The organism is Cyanobium sp. NS01 (genome assembly GCF_014280235.1).
GTDB lineage: Bacteria > Cyanobacteriota > Cyanobacteriia > PCC-6307 > Cyanobiaceae > NIES-981.
Genome location: NZ_CP047940.1, coordinates 1 through 17,478 on the forward strand (window position 1 = coordinate 1; position 17,478 = coordinate 17,478).

Here is a 17,478-nt window from a genome sequence, read left to right on the forward strand (position 1 = left end):
TTTCCGCCGTTTCCACAGGCTCTACGACGACGGGTTGCTCTTGCTTCTAATGATCTGATCTGTTCAGAGAAGTCGGCAGACCAGCGCCGGATCCCCGCCGTTGCGCAATCAGCCGCGCTGTGGAACCGTGGAGCCTCCCGTCAGACCGTCCTCCGGCACGGCACCGCATCGCCATGAAGCTGGTCTGCTCCCAGACAGAACTCAGCGGCAGCCTTCAGCTGGTCAGTCGTGCCGTCGCCACGCGGCCGACCCATCCCGTGCTGGCCAACGTGCTGCTCACCGCAGACGCCGGCACCGGCCGCCTCAGCCTCACCGGCTACGACCTCAGCCTTGGCATCCAGACCAGCATGGCGGCCGAGGTGGAAACGAGCGGCGCCATCACTCTGCCGGCCAGGCTGTTCGCCGAGATCGTCTCGCGCCTGTCGGCCGATGGCCCGATCACGATCACCTGCCCGGACCAGGCCGATCTCGTGGATCTGATCAGCCTCTCGGGCACCTATCAGATGCGCGGCATGCCCGCTGATGACTTCCCCGATCTGCCACTGGTGCAGAGCGGCGAGCCGCTGCGCCTGGAGGCCGAGGCCCTGGCTCAGGGGCTCAGGGCCACCCTGTTCGCCAGCAGTGGCGATGAGGCCAAGCAGATGCTCACCGGCGTGCACCTGCGGCTCGATGGACAGGGCCTTGAGTGCGCCGCCACCGATGGTCACCGGCTGTCGGTGCTGCGCCTGGCCCACGCCGCCATCGGTGAGCCCTTCGCGGTCACCGTGCCCTCCCGCTCCCTGCGCGAGCTGGAGCGCCTGCTCTCCAGCCGCCACTCCCAGGATCCGCTCAGCCTGTTCTGTGAGCACGGCCAGGTGGTGTTTCTCTGGGCAGACCAGGTGCTCACCAGCCGCAGCCTCGACGGCACGTACCCCAACTACCCCCAGTTGATCCCCGAGGCGTTCACGCGACGCATCGGCATTGATCGTCGCGCCCTGATCGCCGCCCTGGAGCGGGTGGCCGTGCTGGCCGACCCGCACAACAACGTGGTGAAGATCACGGCCGATCCCACCAGCGGCACGCTGCAGGTGCAGGCCGACGCCCAGGACGTGGGCCGGGGTTCGGAGTCCTTGCCGGCCACGATCGAGGGCGAGGGGCTGCAGATTGCCTTCAACGTGCGCTATCTGCTGGAAGGTCTCAAGGCGATTGGCTCCGATCAGGTGGACCTGCACTGCAACGCCCCCACCACCCCGGCGGTGCTACGGCCCCGCGAGGCTTCGGACTTCACCTACCTGGTGATGCCGGTGCAGATCCGCAGCTGAGCAGCGTGGGGCTCCCCGATCAGCTTCTGCTCAGTGATCTGCTGCGGCGCCGGGTGCGCTGCCAGGAGGGTTTGGAGCGGGGCGCCGGCGTGATGGTGTGGATGCACCCGCCGGTGCACCGGGTGCTGGGTTGGGTCAGCCGTCCGTCCGCCTTCGGCTCGCGTCGCCTGGTCTGGCGTCTCGACCAGTTGAGGGGGCTGCTCGAGTTGGAGGTGCTGGTGAAGGGGGAACCCGCCGAGACCGACCAGGAGACCCTGGAGCGGCTGCCCACGCTGATCGATGCCTCCCTGCTCGATAGCAGGCGCGAGCCGATCGGCACCCTGGCCGATGCCGCCATCGAGCTGGCCAGCGGCCGGATCCTTCACTACCTGGTGAGCCGCAGTGATCCGCGCTTGCCGGGCAGCAGCCGCTGGCGCCTGAGCCCGGAGCGGATCGTGGACCAGCAGCCCGGCCAGGTGTTCACGGCCCTGCAGGGTCTCGATGACCTGCCCCTGGCCCGGGCCAGCGTGCGGCAGCAGTTCCTGCGGCGCTCCAGGCGCTGGCGGGATCAGATGCAGGAGGAAACCACTCGCTTGCGCGACCAGTTCCAGCAGGTGGGCGATCGCGTCGAACAGCGGGTGGAGGGCTGGCTGGAGGAGCCCCCCTGGGGTGAAGGCCCGCAAGCGCCGGATCTGCGCCGCGCCGCGGATTGGGATCCTGGCTGGGACGAGGACTGGGACCCGGGCCTGGAGCCGACCCGGCGGCAGCCGGTCGACTTCCAGGACCAGCCCGCCGAAGCGCCCCTGGAGCCCTGGGAAGAGCCCTGGCAGGAGGAGCCCAGCGAGGCCATGGAGGAGGAGCAGGACGGACCGCCGCTGCCCCGGTCTTCAAGGCGCCGCCGGCCTGCGTCCAGGCATGCGGAGCAGGAGCAGCAAGAGGATCCCTGGGGCTGATCAGGGGGAGCTCGGCCGCTCAGCCACACTGGCAGTTCCTGATCCGCTCCGGCTGTGGTTGCTGCCCTCCACGATCCGGCTCCCGACTTCCCCCTCGCCGAGGCCCTGCGCAAGGAGAACCTCAGCCAGGCCGACTACGAGGAGATCTGCCGCCGCCTCGGCCGCGCCCCCAACCGCGCCGAGCTGGGCATGTTCGGCGTGATGTGGTCGGAGCACTGCTGCTACCGCAACTCGCGGCCGCTGCTGCAGGGCTTCCCCACCAGCGGCCCGCGCATCCTGGTGGGCCCGGGTGAGAACGCCGGCGTGGTGGATCTGGGCGAGGGTCAGCGCCTGGCCTTCAAGATCGAGAGCCACAACCACCCCTCGGCCGTGGAGCCGTTCCAGGGGGCCGCCACCGGCGTGGGCGGCATCCTGCGCGACATCTTCACCATGGGCGCCCGGCCGATCGCCCTGCTCAACGCCCTGCGCTTCGGGCCCCTCGAGGACGAGCGCAACGTGGGCCTGATGGAGGGCGTGGTGGCCGGCATCGCCCACTACGGCAACTGCGTGGGCGTGCCCACGGTGGGCGGCGAGGTGGCCTTCGACCCCAGCTACTCCGGCAATCCGCTGGTGAACGCCATGGCCCTGGGGCTGATGGAAACCGACGAGATCGTCTGCTCCGGCGCTGAGGGGGTGGGCTACCCGGTGGTCTACGTGGGCAGCACCACCGGCCGCGACGGCATGGGAGGCGCCAGCTTCGCCTCAGCCGAGCTCACCGAGGCCTCCCTCGACGACCGCCCCGCCGTGCAGGTGGGCGATCCCTTCCTGGAGAAGGGGTTGATCGAGGCCTGCCTGGAGGCCTTTCAGAGTGGTGATGTGGTGGCCGCCCAGGACATGGGCGCCGCCGGCCTCACCTGCAGCTGCTCGGAGATGGCGGCCAAGGGGGGCCTGGGCATCGAGCTCGATCTCGATCGCGTGCCGGCCCGCGAGAGCGGCATGAGCGCCTACGAGTTTCTGCTCAGCGAATCCCAGGAGCGCATGCTCTTCGTGGTGAAGCCCGAGCGCGAGCAGGCGCTGATGGCCCGCTTCACCCGCTGGGGGCTGCAGGCGGCGGTGGTGGGCCGGGTGCTGCAGGAGAACGTGGTGCGGGTGCTGCAGCACGGCCGGGTGGCCGCCGAGGTGCCCGCCAGCGCCCTGGCCGAGGACACGCCGATCAACCAGCACGACCTGCTGGCCGAACCCCCTGAGCCGATCCAGGCTCACTGGCGCTGGAGCGAGGACCAGTTGCCCGAGGCCAGCGCCGCCGGCATCACGCCTGCCGCCGGCCCCAACGCTGCCGCCCGCCTGAGCTGGAACGCGGTGCTGCTGGCCCTGCTCGATGACCCCAGCATCGCTTCCAAGCGCTGGGTGTACCGCCAGTACGACCAGCAGGTGCAGGCCAACACGGTGGTGACGCCCGGAGCCGCCGACGCGGCGGTGCTGCGTCTGCGGCCCCAACAGGGGGAGGGGGCCATGCAGCGGGCCAGCCGCGGCGTGGCGGCCGTGGTGGATTGCCCCAACCGCTGGGTGGCCCTCGACCCCGAGCGCGGTGCCATGGCGGCGGTGGCCGAAGCCGCCCGCAACCTCAGCTGCGTGGGTGCCGAGCCCCTGGCCATCACCGACAACCTCAACTTCCCCTCCCCCGACACCGCCACGGGCTACTGGCAGCTGGCCATGGCCTGCCGCGGCCTCTCGGAGGCCTGCCGCGCCCTCGACACGCCCGTCACCGGGGGCAACGTGTCGCTCTACAACGAGACCAGGCTCCCCGACGGCCGCATGCAGCCGATCCACCCCACGCCCGTGGTGGGCATGGTGGGCCTGGTGCATGACCTCAGCCGGATCTGTGGCCTGGGCTGGCGCCAGCCTGGCGATGCCATCTGGCTGCTGGGCCTGCCGATCGGGCAGCAGGAGCATGGCGGGAAGGCAGACGAGCGCTTCGGGCTGGCGGGCAGCAGCTACCTGGCCACGATCCACGGCCAGATCACCGGTCGCCCGCCCCTGGTGGATCTGCCCCTGGAGCAGCGCGTCCAGTCCTTCCTGCGCCAGGCGATTGCAGCCCAGCTGGTGACGGCCGCCCACGACCTCAGCGATGGCGGCCTGGCGGTGGCGCTGGCCGAGAGCTGCATCGCCTCCGGCCTTGGTGCTGGCCTGGACCTGCCCGCCAGCAGCCACAGGATTGATCGCCTCCTGTTTGCCGAGGGCGGCGCCAGGGTGCTGGTGGGGGTGCCGGCCTGCCACGCTGGAGCCTGGCAGCAGGCCCTGGTCCAGGCGGGGGATGACCTGCCGGCCCAACGGCTGGGGAGCGTCGAGGCCACGCCCCAGCTGCAGATCAGCCTGGCTGGCCACTCCCTGCTGGACGTGCCGGTCAGCGCCCTGGCGCAGCAGTTCGAGCAGGCCATTCCCCGCCGCATGGGTGTGGATCTGCCCCCCACCAGTTGAGCGGTGTGGTCGTGCAGAATGCGACGACGACCTCTGTGACAGTGGGCTTGTGGCGGTGAAGCATCCGGAGCCCGCCCCGTCCATCGCGTCCCCCGACGAGCGCTCTGACAAGCCCGAAGAGGCCTGCGGTGTGTACGCCGTGCTGGCTCCGGGTCAGCAGGTGGCCAACCTCACCTACTTCGGTCTCTATGCCCTGCAGCACAGGGGGCAGGAGTCGGCGGGGATTGCCGTGTTCGATGACGACCAGCAGGTGCGTCTGCACAAGGACATGGGCCTGGTGAGCCAGGTGTTTGATCAGGACGTGCTGGAGCGCATGCCCGGCCACCTGGCTATCGGCCATAACCGCTACTCCACCACCGGCAGCAGCAAGGTGTGCAATGCCCAGCCCGTGGTGCTCAACACCCGGCTGGGTCCCTTTGCTCTCGCCCACAACGGCAACCTCGTGAATGCCTCCCAGCTGCGCGAAGACCTGCGTGAGATTGCCAGCGAACTCACCTCCACCACCGATTCGGAGCTGATCGCCTTTGCCGTGCAGCGGGCCGTGAACCGTGGGCTCGACTGGGATCCCGCCATCCGCGAAGCGGCGGGTCTCTGCCGTGGGGCCTTCAGCCTGGTGATCGGCACCGCCGGCTCCCTGTTTGCCCTGCGCGATGGCCATGGCATCCGCCCGCTGGTGTTCGGCCACCTCGGTGAACCCGGCGACGGCCAGTGGGTGGTGAGCAGCGAGAGCTGCGGGCTGGACATCATCGGCGCCAGCTTCGAAGACGACGTGCAGCCAGGCGAGATCATCCACTACCTGCAGGGGGAGGCCGAGCCGCGGCGCAGCCTCTGGTGTGACGAACCCGCCAAGTTGTGCGTGTTCGAGATGATCTATTTCGCCCGCCCCGACAGCCGCTTCTTCGGTGAATCGCTCTACAGCTACCGGGTGCGCATCGGCAAAGTGCTGGCCCGCGAAACCCCCGTGGCGGCCGACATCGTGATCGGCGTGCCCGACTCGGGCATTCCGGCGGCGATCGGCTACTCCCAGATCACCGGGATCCCCTATGCCGATGGCCTGATCAAGAACCGCTATGTGGGGCGCACCTTCATCCAGCCCACCCAGGCGATGCGCGAGGCCGGCATCCGTGTGAAGCTCAATCCTCTGCCCGATGTGCTGGCAGGCCAGCGGGTGGTGGTGATCGACGACTCGATCGTGCGTGGCACCACCAGCCGCAAGCTGGTGGCCGCCCTGCGCGATGCCGGTGCCAGCGAAGTGCACATGCGGATCAGCTCACCGGCCGTCACCCACCCCTGCTTCTACGGCATCGACACCGACAGCCAGGATCACTTGATCGCCGCCCGGCTCACCCTCGAGGAGATCACGGCCCACCTGGGCGTGGACTCGCTCGCCTACCTGAGCCAGGAGGGCATGGTGGAGGCCGCCCAGGCCAACTCCTCCCACTTCTGCACCGCCTGCTTCGATGGCAACTATCCGATTGCCATGGACGACGACGTGCGCTCCAGCAAGCTGATGCTCGAGCCCGCCGGCATCGCCGCAAGCCTGCGCTGAGCCCCCTTGCTCAGCCCAGCAGGGGCACGAGGGCCTGCAAGGTTTCGGTTGGACGCATCGGCAGGGGTTCCCCAGGGGCACTGCTGGCGTCTTCCAGCCTGAGGTTCCCAGGGATGAAGCGGCTGCTGCGGCCCTCGCCCACCAGCACGGCCACCACCTTGCTGCGGTCGTCGCAGACGGCCACCAGGGCATCGCCCCGCTGGCTGAAGCGCAGGCCGATCTGGCCCAGATCGCCCCGCTGACAGCGCCTCAGGCTCTGCACCGCCAGCCGCTTGATCAGGCCACAGCGGCTGGCCAGCAGCACGGATCCGTCTCCGGCCAGGCAGCTGGCCCCCACCACCTGCTCGTCCGGCAGCAGCCGCAGCAGCACCGGCCCCTGGGCGGCCCGGCCCATCAGCGGCACATCCGCTTCCTGCACCAGCAGCCGCAGCATCCGGCCCGTGCTGCTCGCCACCACCAGATCCTCCCCTTCCCGGCAGAGCACCGCCTGCTGCAGGTGCACGCCGTCCTTGAGTTTGAGCACCGTGGCGGCGCGGCCGGAGAGTTCCTGGAAGGCGTCGAGGGGGAGTCGCTTGAAGCGGCCGTCGCTGCTCAGCAGTCCGATGCTCAGGGGCTGCTCCGGGTTGTCCTGCGGCAGCGGCAGCAACTGCAACACCGTGGCGCCATCGAGGCTGTCGGGCAGGAACCGCTCCAGCGGGCCGGGCTGCTGGCCGGCGAACTCCCAGCGCAGCAGGGCCACCCGTCCGTCGGTGGTGAAGGCGAGTACCGGCGGCTGGCCGGTCACGGCCAGCACCAGCTGTCCGGGGGCGGGATGGTCGCCCAGCGCGATCGCCTCATCGAGGTGAAGCCGCCCCAGCACCTGGGGCGTCACGATTTTCACCGCCCCATCGGCCTGCACCACCAGCCGGCTGTCCGGCGGCAGGGCCTCAAGGGCCTGCTGGCGCTGCAGCTCCGCATTGGGTCTGGCCGCGGCGGTCCGCTGGGCCACCAGGTCGTCGCCGCCCTCCACCAGACGGGTGCGGCGGGGTGTGGCGAAGCGCGCCTTGAGGGCCTTGAACTCCGTCACCATCGCCTTGAGCAGGCTGGTGCGGTCGTCGAGCAGGTGGCGCAGCCGCGTGCGCTCCTGCACCAGATCCTGGGCTTCCTTATGCAGGCTCTCCTGCTCCAGGCCGGTGAGGCGGCGCAGGGGCATGGCCAGCACGGCGTCGGCCTGGCGCTCGCTCAGGTCGAGCCGCACCTGCAGGCTGGCGCGGGCGCTGGCGGCATCGGCAGCTGCCGTGATCATGGCGATCACGTCCTGCAGGGCCGCCAGGGCCTTGCGCAGACCCTCCACCACCTCAAGCCGGTCTTCGCAGCGGCGCAGGGCGTGGCGGGTGCGGCGCAGCAGGGTGAGTTCCCGGTAGTCCAGGAACTCCTGCAGCATCCGCCGCAGGCTCAGCTGCACCGGCTGGCCGTTCACCAGGGCCAGCAGGATGGCGCCGAAGTTGCTCTGCAGGGCCGTGCGCCGCTGCAGTTCCCCCAGCACGTTGTCGGCGCTGGCGTCGCGGCGCAGCTCCACCACCACCCGCATGCCGTCCCGGTCGCTCTCGTCGCGGATGTCGGCGATGCCGCCGATGCGGCCGTCGTTCACCTGCTCGGCCAGCTTCTCGATCCAGCCGGCCTTGCTCAGCTGGTAGGGCAGCTCGGTGATCACCACAGCGCTGCGCCGGTGCCGTCCCTTGCCAGGCTGCACCTCCTCGATGTGGGCCACTCCCCGCATCGGAATGCTGCCCCGACCGAGCCGGTAGGTGTCGCGCACGCCGCTGCTCATCAGCACCTCCCCTCCTGTGGGGAAGTCGGGGCCGGGCACCAGGGCCAGCAGCTCCTCCTCGCTCAGATCGGGTTTGCGGATCATGGCCACCAGGGCCTCCACCACCTCGCCGAGGTTGTGGGGAGGGATGTTGGTGGCCATGCCCACGGCGATGCCGGTGCAGCCGTTCAGCAACAGGAACGGCAGCTGGGCCGGCAGCACGGTGGGCTCCTGCTGGGAGCCGTCGAAGTTGGAGGCGAAATCGACGGTGTCGTTGCCGATCTCATCCAGCAGGCCCTCGTTGGCGATCGGGGCCAGCCGCGTTTCGGTGTAGCGCATGGCGGCCGGCGGATCGTCGTCCACCGAGCCGAAGTTGCCGTGGCCATCGAGCAGCGGATGGCGGCTGGCAAAGGTCTGCACCAGGCGCACCAGGGCGTCGTAGACCGCCTGGTCGCCGTGGGGGTGGTATTTGCCGAGCACGTCGCCCACGACGCGGGCGCACTTGCGGTAGGGGCGGTCGGGGGTGAGCCCGAGCTCATGCATCGCGAACAGGATGCGCCGCTGCACCGGCTTGAGGCCATCGCGGACGTCGGGCAGGGCCCGTCCCACGATCACGCTCATGGCGTATTCCAGATACGAGCGCTGCATCTCCTGATGCAGGGCAATCGGCTGGATGCGGCCCGCCCACTCGGATCCGCCGTTGCCTTCGTTGCCGCGCTCCTCGGCCATCCGCTGCTGAAGTCTGGGGGCGAGAGGTGGGGCTCAGCCTACCGATCAGCTGCCGTGGGGGATTGCGGCGCCCAGGAGTGCCGCCGCCGCTGCCGATGGCTCACCCGATCGCTCAGAGGCCGATGCCATCCTCCGGGCTGGCATTGGCCATGGCGCGGTCCACCTGGGCCCTGAGCTCCCGCTGCTCGAACAGCTGCTGGGTGGTGGTGCGCAGTTTCGGCCCCCACAACTGCTCCTTCTGATAGCTGTCCAGCACATAGTTGGGTTCGGCGTCGAGCGCCTTGCCGGCCCGCTCCAGGGCTTCGCTGCGGGCTTCACCGCCCCGGCGGAACAGGCTGGCGGCCAGGGCCAGGTTGGGTTCAGCGGCGTCGGGTTTGATCCGCAGCACCCGCCGCCAGCGGCTGATCGCCTCATCCACGCTGCCCTGCTCGTAGAGCACCAGGGCCTGATTGTTGATGGCTTCCCAGAAGTCCTTGCGCAGGCCACTGGCCCGCTCGAAGGCCTTGAGGGCCTGGGAGGGCTGGTTCAGCAGGATGTGGGCATTGCCGAGGTCGAAGTAGGCGCTGGCGTTGCGGCTGTCGAGCCGCAGGCCCTGCTCCAGCAGGCCGATCGCCTGCTCCGGGCGGCCATCCCGCAGGGCCAGGGACCCCTCGGCGAACCAGATGCCGGCGTTGCTGGGATCGAGTTGCTTCGCCCTGGCCAGGGAGACGGCCGCCTCCTGGCGCTGGTTGCTGCGCAGCTGGGCCTCCGCCAGCAGCATCCAGCCGCGCGGATCGCCAGGCAGGAGCTGCACCGTCAGGGCAGCCAGCCGGGCGGCGTCTTCGGCCTGGCCCAGACGCAGCAGCCTGGCGGCCGCCTGGGCGATGCCCAGGCCGGCACCCTGCAGCTCCTCGGCTTTCGGAACGTAGGCGTAGGGCACCAGGGCCTGGGCCGGGAGCGTCTGGCTGAGGGTCAGTCCCAGGGCAACGCGTGCAAGGGCGCGCAGCCAGCGCGAACTCATTGACATGGATCAAGGCTCTCCCACCCTAGGGAGTGGCTTTCGAACCGGTTCAGGCTCCGGCCGCCCCAGGGCCGCCCGCAGGTTGCGTCGCCACATCCACGGCTTGATCCGCCTCAGGGCCGAAGCGCGCAGCCGCTCGTCCCACTGCGCGTCACTCCACTGCAGGGCGTCGGCCGAAAGGCTCAGCCACCAGGGTCTCGGTGCCAGGTCGGGATCGCTTGTGCTCTCCAGGGGCTGCTGGTTCCAGGGGCAGGCCTCCTGGCAGAGGTCGCAGCCCGCCACCCAGCCCTGCAGCTGCTCGGCGATCGCGGCGGGGAGCTGCGGGTCGCGGCTCTCGATTGTGTGGAAGGCGATGCAGCGCCGGCTGTCCACCACGAAGGGCTCCCGGATCGCTCCGGTGGGGCAGGCCGGCAGGCAGAGGCTGCAACTGCCGCAGAGGGGCACGGCCGGTTGGTCCGGCGGCAGCGCCACGCTGGTGAGCAGATGGCCCAGCAGCAGCCAGGAGCCCTTACGGCGATGGATCAGGTTGCCGTGCTTGCCGATCCAGCCCAGACCGGCTTCCTCCGCCCAGGCCTTGTCCATCAGCGGTGCGCTGTCCACACAGGCCCGCCAGCGGCAGCCGGGCACCTGGCTTTCCAGCCAGCGGCCCAGCTGCCGCAGGCGCCCGTCGATCACCCGGTGGTAGTCCCGACCCCAGCCGTAGCGGGCCACCTTCAGGGCGCCGCGGGGCCGTTCCGCCGCAACGTGATAGTTCAGCCCCACCGCCAGCAGGCTGCGCACGCCGGGCAGCAGCGTTTCCACCTCACGACGGCGCGGATCGGCCATCCAGGCCATCGTTGCCTGGTCTCCCCGCTGCAGCCAACGCTCGAGCGCCGCGCTGCGCAGTGGCAGCCGCGGCCCTCCCGGTACGGCGGCCACCCCCACGGGATCGAATCCCAGGGCCAGGGCCCGCTGCTTCAGGGCCTCCGCCAGATCGGCCGGATCGCCCGTCGGCTCTGGCTTGCGGCCATGGCCGAAGCGGGCGCGCTGGGTGCCGCTCGGCATCGCCCGTACAGTTGCCACGCAATCTCATTCTGCAACGCAACGCCAGTGAGTACAGCTCCCCACGGCCGCCTGGCCTTCCTCCTGCGCTGGATCGGCCTCACCCTGGTGCTGCTCATGGCGCTGCAGATCGCAGCTCTCGTTGCCGCCTGGAACTGGTCGCTGGAGCCGTTCCGCCAGGTGTTCGTCGATCGACTCGTGTCCGAGTCGCCCATGGCCCTGGTGGGCCTGCTGCTGATGCTGTTCGGCAGCCGCCTCGAGGCGGCCTCCTCCCGGACGGCCCTGCGCTGGACCACGGGCGTGCTGGCCATCCTCTTGGCCGTGGCGATGGTGGTGACGGTGCCCGTTGCCGTGGAGGCGGAGCGCTCCCTCATGACCCAGATGCAGGAGTCGGAAGCCCAGATCGCCCAGCAGACCTCCCAGCTGGAGCAGCAGCAACAGCAGCTGCAGGATCCGGCCTTTGTGGACCAGCTGATCGCGGAGGCCGAGCGGGAAGGCCGGATTCCGGCCGATGCCAGCGACGAACTCAAGAAGCAGCGGGCTCAGGAGTTCATCGACAGCCAGCTCAAACCCCAGCTGGCCCAGGCGCAGCAGCAGATCGACCAGGCGCGCCTCGGCCGTGATCTCTCCGTGCAGCAGCGCCGCTTCGGTGGAACGGGGCGGGCCATGGTGCTGGCGGTGGCCTTCGTGCTTGTTGCCCTCGTCGCCCTCGTCTGAAACGGGGCGGCGGCCCGGCTGGCTAAGTTGTGCCCGTGGCAGCTGTCGACCGGATCCCCGGGTTTTGCCTTGGTTCAATCCAGTCCCAAACCAGATCAGCCGCTGAGCAACCGACTCCAGCAGGACCTGAAGAACGACCTGATCGCCGGGTTGCTGGTGGTGATTCCCCTCGCCACCACGATCTGGCTGGCCACCACGGTGAGCCGCTTCGTGCTGGCGTTCCTCACCTCCATCCCGAAGCAGTTCAACCCGTTCAACACCCTCAGCCCGCTGCTGCAGGAGCTGATCAACCTGGGGGTGGGGCTGGTGGTGCCGCTGCTGGCCATCCTGCTGATCGGCCTGATGGCCCGCAACATCGTGGGGCGCTGGCTGCTCGAGTTCGGCGAGGGCACCCTGCTGCGCATCCCCTTGGCGGGCTCCGTCTACAAGACCCTCAAGCAGCTTCTGGAAACCTTCCTGCAGGGCAATGCCACCCGCTTCCGCCGCGTGGTCCTGGTGGAATATCCGCGTGAGGGTCAGTTTGCTCTGGGTTTTGTCACGGGGGTGCTGGGCAGCGCCCTGCAGGCCGGTTTCACTGAGCCGATGCTGAGCGTGTTCATCCCCACCGCTCCCAATCCCACCACCGGCTGGTATGCGGTGGTGCCCGAGGCCTCCGTGCGCGACCTCAATCTCTCCGTGGAGGACGCCTTCCGCACGATCATCTCGGCAGGCATCGTCAACCCCGACGAGCGCGAAACCCCCAACCGCAGCTTCTCCAGCCTGCTGGCCCAGCTGCGCGCCCCCCAGATGTCCTGATGCAGAGCCGCACCCTCTCCCGCGAACTGGCCCTGCTGATGCTCGGCCAGATCAGTGACCGTGGCGATGGCGCTGCAGCCAAGGCGGCCGCTGCCAGCCAGGCTCCCGCCGATCTGGCCCTCGATCAGCTGCTGCAGCAGGCCCTGGCCAGCCTCAGCCAGCACGTGCGCGAAGCCCTCGATCGCTCCGCCGCCGATCTGCAGCTGTCGCAGCAGCACCTGCTCGACAGCGAGCTGCAGGATCAGGGCCCAAGCCAGCTGCCCCGGGTGCGCCAGCATCTCAACGATGGCCTGGCCGCCGCGGAGCAGGCGCTCAACCGCCTCTCGGCCAGCCTGGAACTGCCGCGCCTGCTGATGCTGGCTGACCAGGAAGAGGTGCGCCGCGGTGCTCTGGACCGTGCTGCTGCCGTGCTGCGTCAGCGCGACGACATCGATCGCCGCCTCGATGCCGTGATGGAGGGTTGGCGCCTCACCAGGCTGCCCCGCATCGACCGCGATATCCTGCGCCTGGCCGCCGTGGATCTCGCCGATTTCGGCACCCCAGCCGCCGTGGCCTGCAACGAGGCCGTGGATCTGGCCAACCGCTACAGCGATGAACAGGGCCGGCGCATGATCAACGGCGTGCTGCGCCGCTTCACCAACGCAGTGACGGCCTCCTGATGGTGTTCGACTGGTTCAGGCGCAGGCCTGCTTCCCCGGCCCCGGCTGCAGGCGACACGCCCCCCACCGCTTCCCCCGAAGCAGGGCCAACGCCAGAGCCGGCCCCGTCCGAGTCAGTGCCTGAGCCGGGGCTCGTCGAGCCTGCCCCTGCTGGGGCCACACCAGCCACTGACCAGGACGCCCTCGCCTGGGCCCGGGAGGCCTATGCCCGCCTCAAGGCCCAGCAGCTGGCGGCCGAGCAGCCAGCCCAGACCCCTGAGCCTGAGCCAGCGGTTGCCGCTCCGGCTCCGCCACCAGCAGGCGCCGCCACAGAAGATTCAGCGAGCCCGGCCCCGGCCCCTCCCCCCGGCCCCGAGCCCTCCACCACGCTGGTAGCTCCGGTCTCGCTGCTCGAGCAGGCCGCGGCCAAGCGGGCCGAGCGCCAGCAGGCGATCACCGACGCTGCCGCTGCGATCACAGCTGATGCCGCCACCACGCCAGCGGCCCCTGCCCAGAAGCCGCCTGAGCCCGGCGCCCCAGTCCCATCCCGGGCAGTGGAACCCCAGCTGGGGGCGTTCGACGACACCTTCACCTGGTCGGCCGAGGTGCTGGCGGCCCAGGGACGACGGGTCGAGGACGTGTCGCTCGAGGAGATCGACTGGCTGGGGAGGCTGCGCCAGGGGCTGGAAAAAACCCGCCAGGGTTTTGTCAGCCAGCTGCTGGAACGGCTTGGCGATGACCCCCTCAGCCCCGAGACCCTCGACGACCTCGAAACCACCCTGCTGCGGGCCGATGTGGGCGTGAGCGCCACTGATCACGTGCTGGACGCCCTGCGCCAGCGCCTCAACCGCGAGGTGGTGGATCCCGCCGAGGGCATCCGCTTTCTCAAGGAACAGCTGCGCCAGATCCTCGATGACCCCAGCCAGGGCAGCGCCAGCCCCCTGCTGGCCCCCGAGCGCGGCCGCCTCAATGTGTGGCTGCTGGTGGGAGTCAATGGAGTGGGCAAGACCACCACCCTGGGCAAGCTCGCCAACCTGGCGGTGCGCAGCGGCTACAGCTGCCTGATCGCCGCTGCCGACACGTTCCGGGCCGCTGCCGTGCAGCAGGTGCAGGTGTGGGGTGAGCGCAGTGGCGTGGCGGTGATCTCCAACCCCAGTGCCAACGCTGATCCCGCCGCCGTGGTCTACGACGCCCTCGGGGCGGCCCGGGCCCAGGGCACGGAACTGGTGCTGGTGGACACGGCCGGCCGGCTGCAGACCAAGCACAACCTGATGGAGGAGCTGGCCAAGGTGCGGCGCATCGTCGACAAGCTGGCGCCCGAGGCCGTGGTGGAGTCGTTGCTGGTGCTCGATGCCAGCCAGGGCCAGAACGGGCTGAGGCAGGCGATGGCCTTCGCCAGCTCCGCCGGGCTCACCGGCGTGGTGCTCACCAAGCTGGATGGCAGTGCCCGCGGTGGCGTCGCCCTGGCGGTGGCGTCGGAGGCGCGGCTGCCGATCCGGTTCGTGGGGGCTGGCGAGGGCATCCGCGACCTGCGGCCGTTCAACAGCTTTGAGTTTGTGGAAGCCCTGATGGCGGGCTGATCGCCGCTACCCTTCGGATCCTCCGCGGCCGCTCCTTGAGCCAGAAGCCGCCCACACCCCTTGAGGCCCACCAGGCCCCTGCGGCTGCAGCACCTGACCCTGCGGCGGCGGCCTCGATGCGGCAACTGCTCGACAGCCTGAACCGGGAGCAGCGCCGCAACCTGGATCTGCTGGCCTCCCTGGCCTTCGCGCTGCGCAGCGTGACCAACCTCAGCCGCCTGCTGGAGCTGGTGCCGGCGGTGGCGGCGCGGCTGGTGGAGGCGGACGGGGCCGTGCTGGTGGTGTTCCATGAGGACGGCCGCCTCTGGAAGGAGCAGCTTCAGGCCACGCCCTACGAGCGCTGCGCCGAGCTGCTGCGGCAGCTGGGGGCTCTGGCCAGCAGCGAGAGGCCGCTGCTGCACGATGACCCCACCGACCTCAGTGGCCTCGATCAGCGCGTGGCGCGGCTGATCGGCGGCGCTCAGGTCTTCGCCACCTCCGTGGTCTGCCGCAGCCGCCAGCGCGGCCGCCTCTACGTGTTCAGTCAGCGGCAGGGATACAGCTGGAGCGAGGTGCATCGTCGCCACGTGCAGCTGGTGGCCGATCTGGCCGGCGTGGCCCTCGAAAACGACACCCTGCTCCAGGACATGCGGCGCCATGAGCGGGTGGATCGCCAGCTCAGCATCGGCGCTGAGGTGCAGGGCCAGCTGCTGCCGGATCGCTGCCCCGTGATCGAGGGGATCGAGCTGGCGGCCCGCTGCCGGCCGGCCTTCCAGGTGGGAGGCGACTACTACGACTTCATTCCCACCCGGCCGGCCCGGCCCGGCCACCCGCCCGAGAGAGAGCGCTGGGCCGTGGTGATGGGCGACGTGATGGGCAAGGGTGTGCCGGCCGGGCTGCTGATGAGCCTGCTGCGGGGCATGTTGCGGGCCGAGGTGCTGAGCGGCCACCCACCGGATCGGATCCTCCACGACCTCAACCAGCTGGCCCAGGAGGACCTCTCCCATTCCCACCGCTTTGTGACCCTCTTCTATTCCGATTTCGACCCTCGTACCAGGCGACTGCGCTACGGCAATGCCGCCCACAATCCACCCCTGCTGTGGCGGCGCCAGGCGGACCATCTGGAGCGGCTGGATGCGGCGGGCCCGCTGATCGGGCTGCAGAGCGACGCCGATTACGGCGTGGACGGCACCGTGCTCGCCCCCGGTGACGTGGTGCTGTACTACACCGATGGCCTCACGGAGGCCATCGGTCTCGGCGGCGAGCGCTACGAGGAACTGCGGCTCGTGCAGAGCTTTCAGGCCGCCTGCCGGGCCGGTCTCGGCGCCCAGGAGATTCTCGATCAGCTGTTTGCCCGCCTCGATCGCTTCGTGGGCGCCAACCGCCAGCTCGACGATGACGCCTCGATCGTGGTGCTGAAAGTGCGCGACCAGCCCGTGCTGCCCAGCCTGCCCGCCCTTGGAAGCTGAGTGGCAAGCTGACGGATCTGACTGCCCCAGTCCCGATGGCCGCCCCTTCCTCCCCCGCGCCGCAGGCCGGTGTCACCGGCGCTGAGGCCGGCGGCTGGAGCAACCGCTTTGAGCAGGGGCTGCATCCGGCCATCGAGCGCTTCAATGCCTCGATCGGCTTTGACATCCAGCTGCTGCAGCAGGATCTGGATGGCTCGATCGCCCATGCCCGCATGTTGGGCCGCTGCGGAGTGATCAGCGAAACGGAGGCCACTCGGCTGATCGAGGGGCTGGAGACGGTGCGGCGCGAGGCGGCCGCCGGCGCCTTCAACCCCGGCCTGGAGGCTGAGGATGTGCACTTCGCCGTGGAGCGGCGGCTGATTGAGCTGCTCGGACCGCTGGGCAAGAAGCTGCACACCGGCCGCTCCCGCAATGACCAGGTGGGAACGGACCTGCGGCTGTGGTTGCGCCAGCGGATCGATGCCATCGATGTGGCCCTGGTGCGCTTCGAGCGGGCCCTGCTGCAGCAGGCCGAACGGCACATCGACACCATGATTCCCGGCTACACCCACCTGCAGCGGGCCCAGCCGCTCTGCCTGGCCCACCACCTGCTGGCCTACGTCGCCATGGCGGAGCGGGATCGCCAACGGCTTGGCGATGTGCGCCGCCGCGTCAACCTCTGTCCCCTCGGCGCCGCGGCCCTGGCCGGCACCCCGGTGCCGATCGATCGGCGCCAGACCGCGGCGGAGCTGGGCTTTGACGCCATCTACGACAACAGCCTCGATGCGGTGAGCGACAGGGATTTCAGCGTGGAGTTCATGGCGGCCGCCTCCCTGGTGCTGGCCCACCTCAGCCGGCTCAGCGAGGAGGTGATCCTCTGGGCCAGCGAGGAGTTCGGCTTCGTGGCCCTCAGCGACCGCTGCGCCACCGGCAGCAGCCTGATGCCTCAGAAGAAGAACCCGGATGTGCCCGAACTGGTGCGCGGCAAGAGCGGCCGCGTGTTCGGCCACCTGATGGGGCTGCTCACCATGATCAAGGGGTTGCCCCTCGCCTACAACAAGGACTTCCAGGAAGACAAGGAGGCCCTCTTCGACGGGGTGGCCACCGTGCTCGACTGCCTCGAGGCCATGGCCATTCTCTTCGAGGAGGGCCTGGAGTTCCGGCCCCGACGGCTGGAGGCGGCCGTGGCAGCCGATTTCTCCAATGCCACCGATGTGGCCGACTACCTCGTGGCCCGCGGCGTGCCCTTCCGGGAGGCCTACCAGCTTGTGGGAGGGCTGGTGAAGGGCTGTCTCCAGGAGGGTGTGCTGCTGCGGGATCTGCCCCTGGAGCGCTGGCAGGCCCTGCACCCGGCCTTCCGCGATGACATCTATGCGGCCATCGATCCTCGCCAGGTGGTGGCCGCCCGGCGCAGTGAGGGAGGCACCTCCTTTGAGCGGGTGAGGGAGCAGCTGGACCTGGCACGCCGTCGCCTGGAGGGCTGAGGGCGCGGCCCTTTGGCGGGCCTAGGCTGATGCCGTTCG

The 17,478-nt window shown here is 69.9% G+C and carries 13 protein-coding genes; 10 read left to right on the forward strand and 3 right to left on the reverse strand.

Going from position 1 to position 17,478, the window contains the following annotated elements:
- Nucleotides 1-173 precede the first annotated feature (173 nt).
- From dnaN to purF, 4 genes are read left to right on the forward strand one after another with little or no spacing between them, the layout of a single operon-like run.
- Complete coding sequence (dnaN, locus tag CyaNS01_RS00005) at nt 174-1,301, forward strand: DNA polymerase III subunit beta (RefSeq protein WP_186697852.1); 1,128 nt, start codon at nt 174-176, stop codon at nt 1,299-1,301.
- A 5-nt stretch (nt 1,302-1,306) separates the two neighbouring features.
- Nucleotides 1,307-2,233 (forward strand): RNA methyltransferase, encoded by a 927-nt coding sequence (locus CyaNS01_RS00010; RefSeq protein WP_186697854.1) that lies wholly within the window; start codon nt 1,307-1,309, stop codon nt 2,231-2,233.
- A gap of 54 nt (nt 2,234-2,287) precedes the next feature.
- Nucleotides 2,288-4,690, forward strand: coding sequence for a phosphoribosylformylglycinamidine synthase subunit PurL (purL, locus tag CyaNS01_RS00015; protein WP_186697856.1), 2,403 nt, complete (start codon nt 2,288-2,290; stop codon nt 4,688-4,690).
- 55 nt (nt 4,691-4,745) lie between these two features.
- Nucleotides 4,746-6,239, forward strand: a complete 1,494-nt coding sequence (gene purF, locus CyaNS01_RS00020; RefSeq protein WP_225875707.1) for an amidophosphoribosyltransferase — start codon at nt 4,746-4,748, stop codon at nt 6,237-6,239.
- 10 nt (nt 6,240-6,249) lie between these two features.
- Here the strand turns inward: purF and CyaNS01_RS00025 are convergent, their stop codons facing one another.
- The 3 genes from CyaNS01_RS00025 to queG form a co-directional block, all read right to left on the reverse strand.
- Nucleotides 6,250-8,757 (reverse strand): DNA topoisomerase (ATP-hydrolyzing) subunit A, encoded by a 2,508-nt coding sequence (locus CyaNS01_RS00025; protein ID WP_186697860.1) that lies wholly within the window; start codon nt 8,755-8,757, stop codon nt 6,250-6,252.
- A 112-nt stretch (nt 8,758-8,869) separates the two neighbouring features.
- On the reverse strand, nt 8,870-9,757 hold the full coding sequence (locus tag CyaNS01_RS00030) for a tetratricopeptide repeat protein (RefSeq protein ID WP_186699972.1): 888 nt from the start codon (nt 9,755-9,757) through the stop codon (nt 8,870-8,872).
- A 9-nt stretch (nt 9,758-9,766) separates the two neighbouring features.
- The gene (gene queG, locus CyaNS01_RS00035; RefSeq protein ID WP_186697862.1) at nt 9,767-10,801 is read right to left on the reverse strand and encodes a tRNA epoxyqueuosine(34) reductase QueG; all 1,035 of its coding nucleotides are present in this window, start codon (nt 10,799-10,801) and stop codon (nt 9,767-9,769) included.
- A 45-nt stretch (nt 10,802-10,846) separates the two neighbouring features.
- On the opposite strand from queG, the gene CyaNS01_RS00040 reads away from it, so the two are divergent.
- The 6 genes from CyaNS01_RS00040 to argH all read left to right on the forward strand — a co-directional run bounded on the left by CyaNS01_RS00040 (nt 10,847) and on the right by argH (nt 17,439).
- Nucleotides 10,847-11,515 (forward strand): HpsJ family protein, encoded by a 669-nt coding sequence (locus CyaNS01_RS00040; protein ID WP_186697864.1) that lies wholly within the window; start codon nt 10,847-10,849, stop codon nt 11,513-11,515.
- A 69-nt stretch (nt 11,516-11,584) separates the two neighbouring features.
- Entirely contained in the window at nt 11,585-12,310 is a 726-nt protein-coding gene (locus CyaNS01_RS00045) for a DUF502 domain-containing protein (protein ID WP_186697866.1), read from the forward strand.
- A complete protein-coding gene (gene nusB / locus CyaNS01_RS00050) occupies nt 12,310-12,969 on the forward strand; it encodes a transcription antitermination factor NusB (protein ID WP_186697868.1) in 660 nt (219 codons plus the stop codon). Before CyaNS01_RS00045 ends, nusB begins: the two co-directional genes overlap by 1 nt.
- On the forward strand, nt 12,969-14,528 hold the full coding sequence (gene ftsY / locus CyaNS01_RS00055) for a signal recognition particle-docking protein FtsY (protein ID WP_186697870.1): 1,560 nt from the start codon (nt 12,969-12,971) through the stop codon (nt 14,526-14,528). The genes nusB and ftsY overlap by 1 nt, the downstream gene beginning before the upstream one ends.
- A 35-nt stretch (nt 14,529-14,563) precedes the next feature.
- Nucleotides 14,564-15,976, forward strand: coding sequence for a PP2C family protein-serine/threonine phosphatase (locus tag CyaNS01_RS00060; RefSeq protein WP_370561607.1), 1,413 nt, complete (start codon nt 14,564-14,566; stop codon nt 15,974-15,976).
- Between the two features lie 35 nt (nt 15,977-16,011).
- Nucleotides 16,012-17,439: an argininosuccinate lyase gene (gene argH, locus CyaNS01_RS00065; protein ID WP_186697872.1), complete on the forward strand. Its 1,428-nt coding sequence runs from the start codon at nt 16,012-16,014 to the stop codon at nt 17,437-17,439.
- Nucleotides 17,440-17,478: the final 39 nt, after the last annotated feature.

Coding starts and splice junctions, on each gene's coding strand:
- dnaN (WP_186697852.1), top strand. CDS start 174: ATGAAGCTGGTCTGCTCCCAGACAGAACTCAGCGGCAGCCTTCAGCTG.
- CyaNS01_RS00025 (WP_186697860.1), bottom strand. CDS start 8,757: ATGGCCGAGGAGCGCGGCAACGAAGGCAACGGCGGATCCGAGTGGGCG.
- CyaNS01_RS00030 (WP_186699972.1), bottom strand. CDS start 9,757: ATGAGTTCGCGCTGGCTGCGCGCCCTTGCACGCGTTGCCCTGGGACTG.
- queG (WP_186697862.1), bottom strand. CDS start 10,801: ATGCCGAGCGGCACCCAGCGCGCCCGCTTCGGCCATGGCCGCAAGCCA.
- nusB (WP_186697868.1), top strand. CDS start 12,310: ATGCAGAGCCGCACCCTCTCCCGCGAACTGGCCCTGCTGATGCTCGGC.
- ftsY (WP_186697870.1), top strand. CDS start 12,969: ATGGTGTTCGACTGGTTCAGGCGCAGGCCTGCTTCCCCGGCCCCGGCT.
- argH (WP_186697872.1), top strand. CDS start 16,012: ATGGCCGCCCCTTCCTCCCCCGCGCCGCAGGCCGGTGTCACCGGCGCT.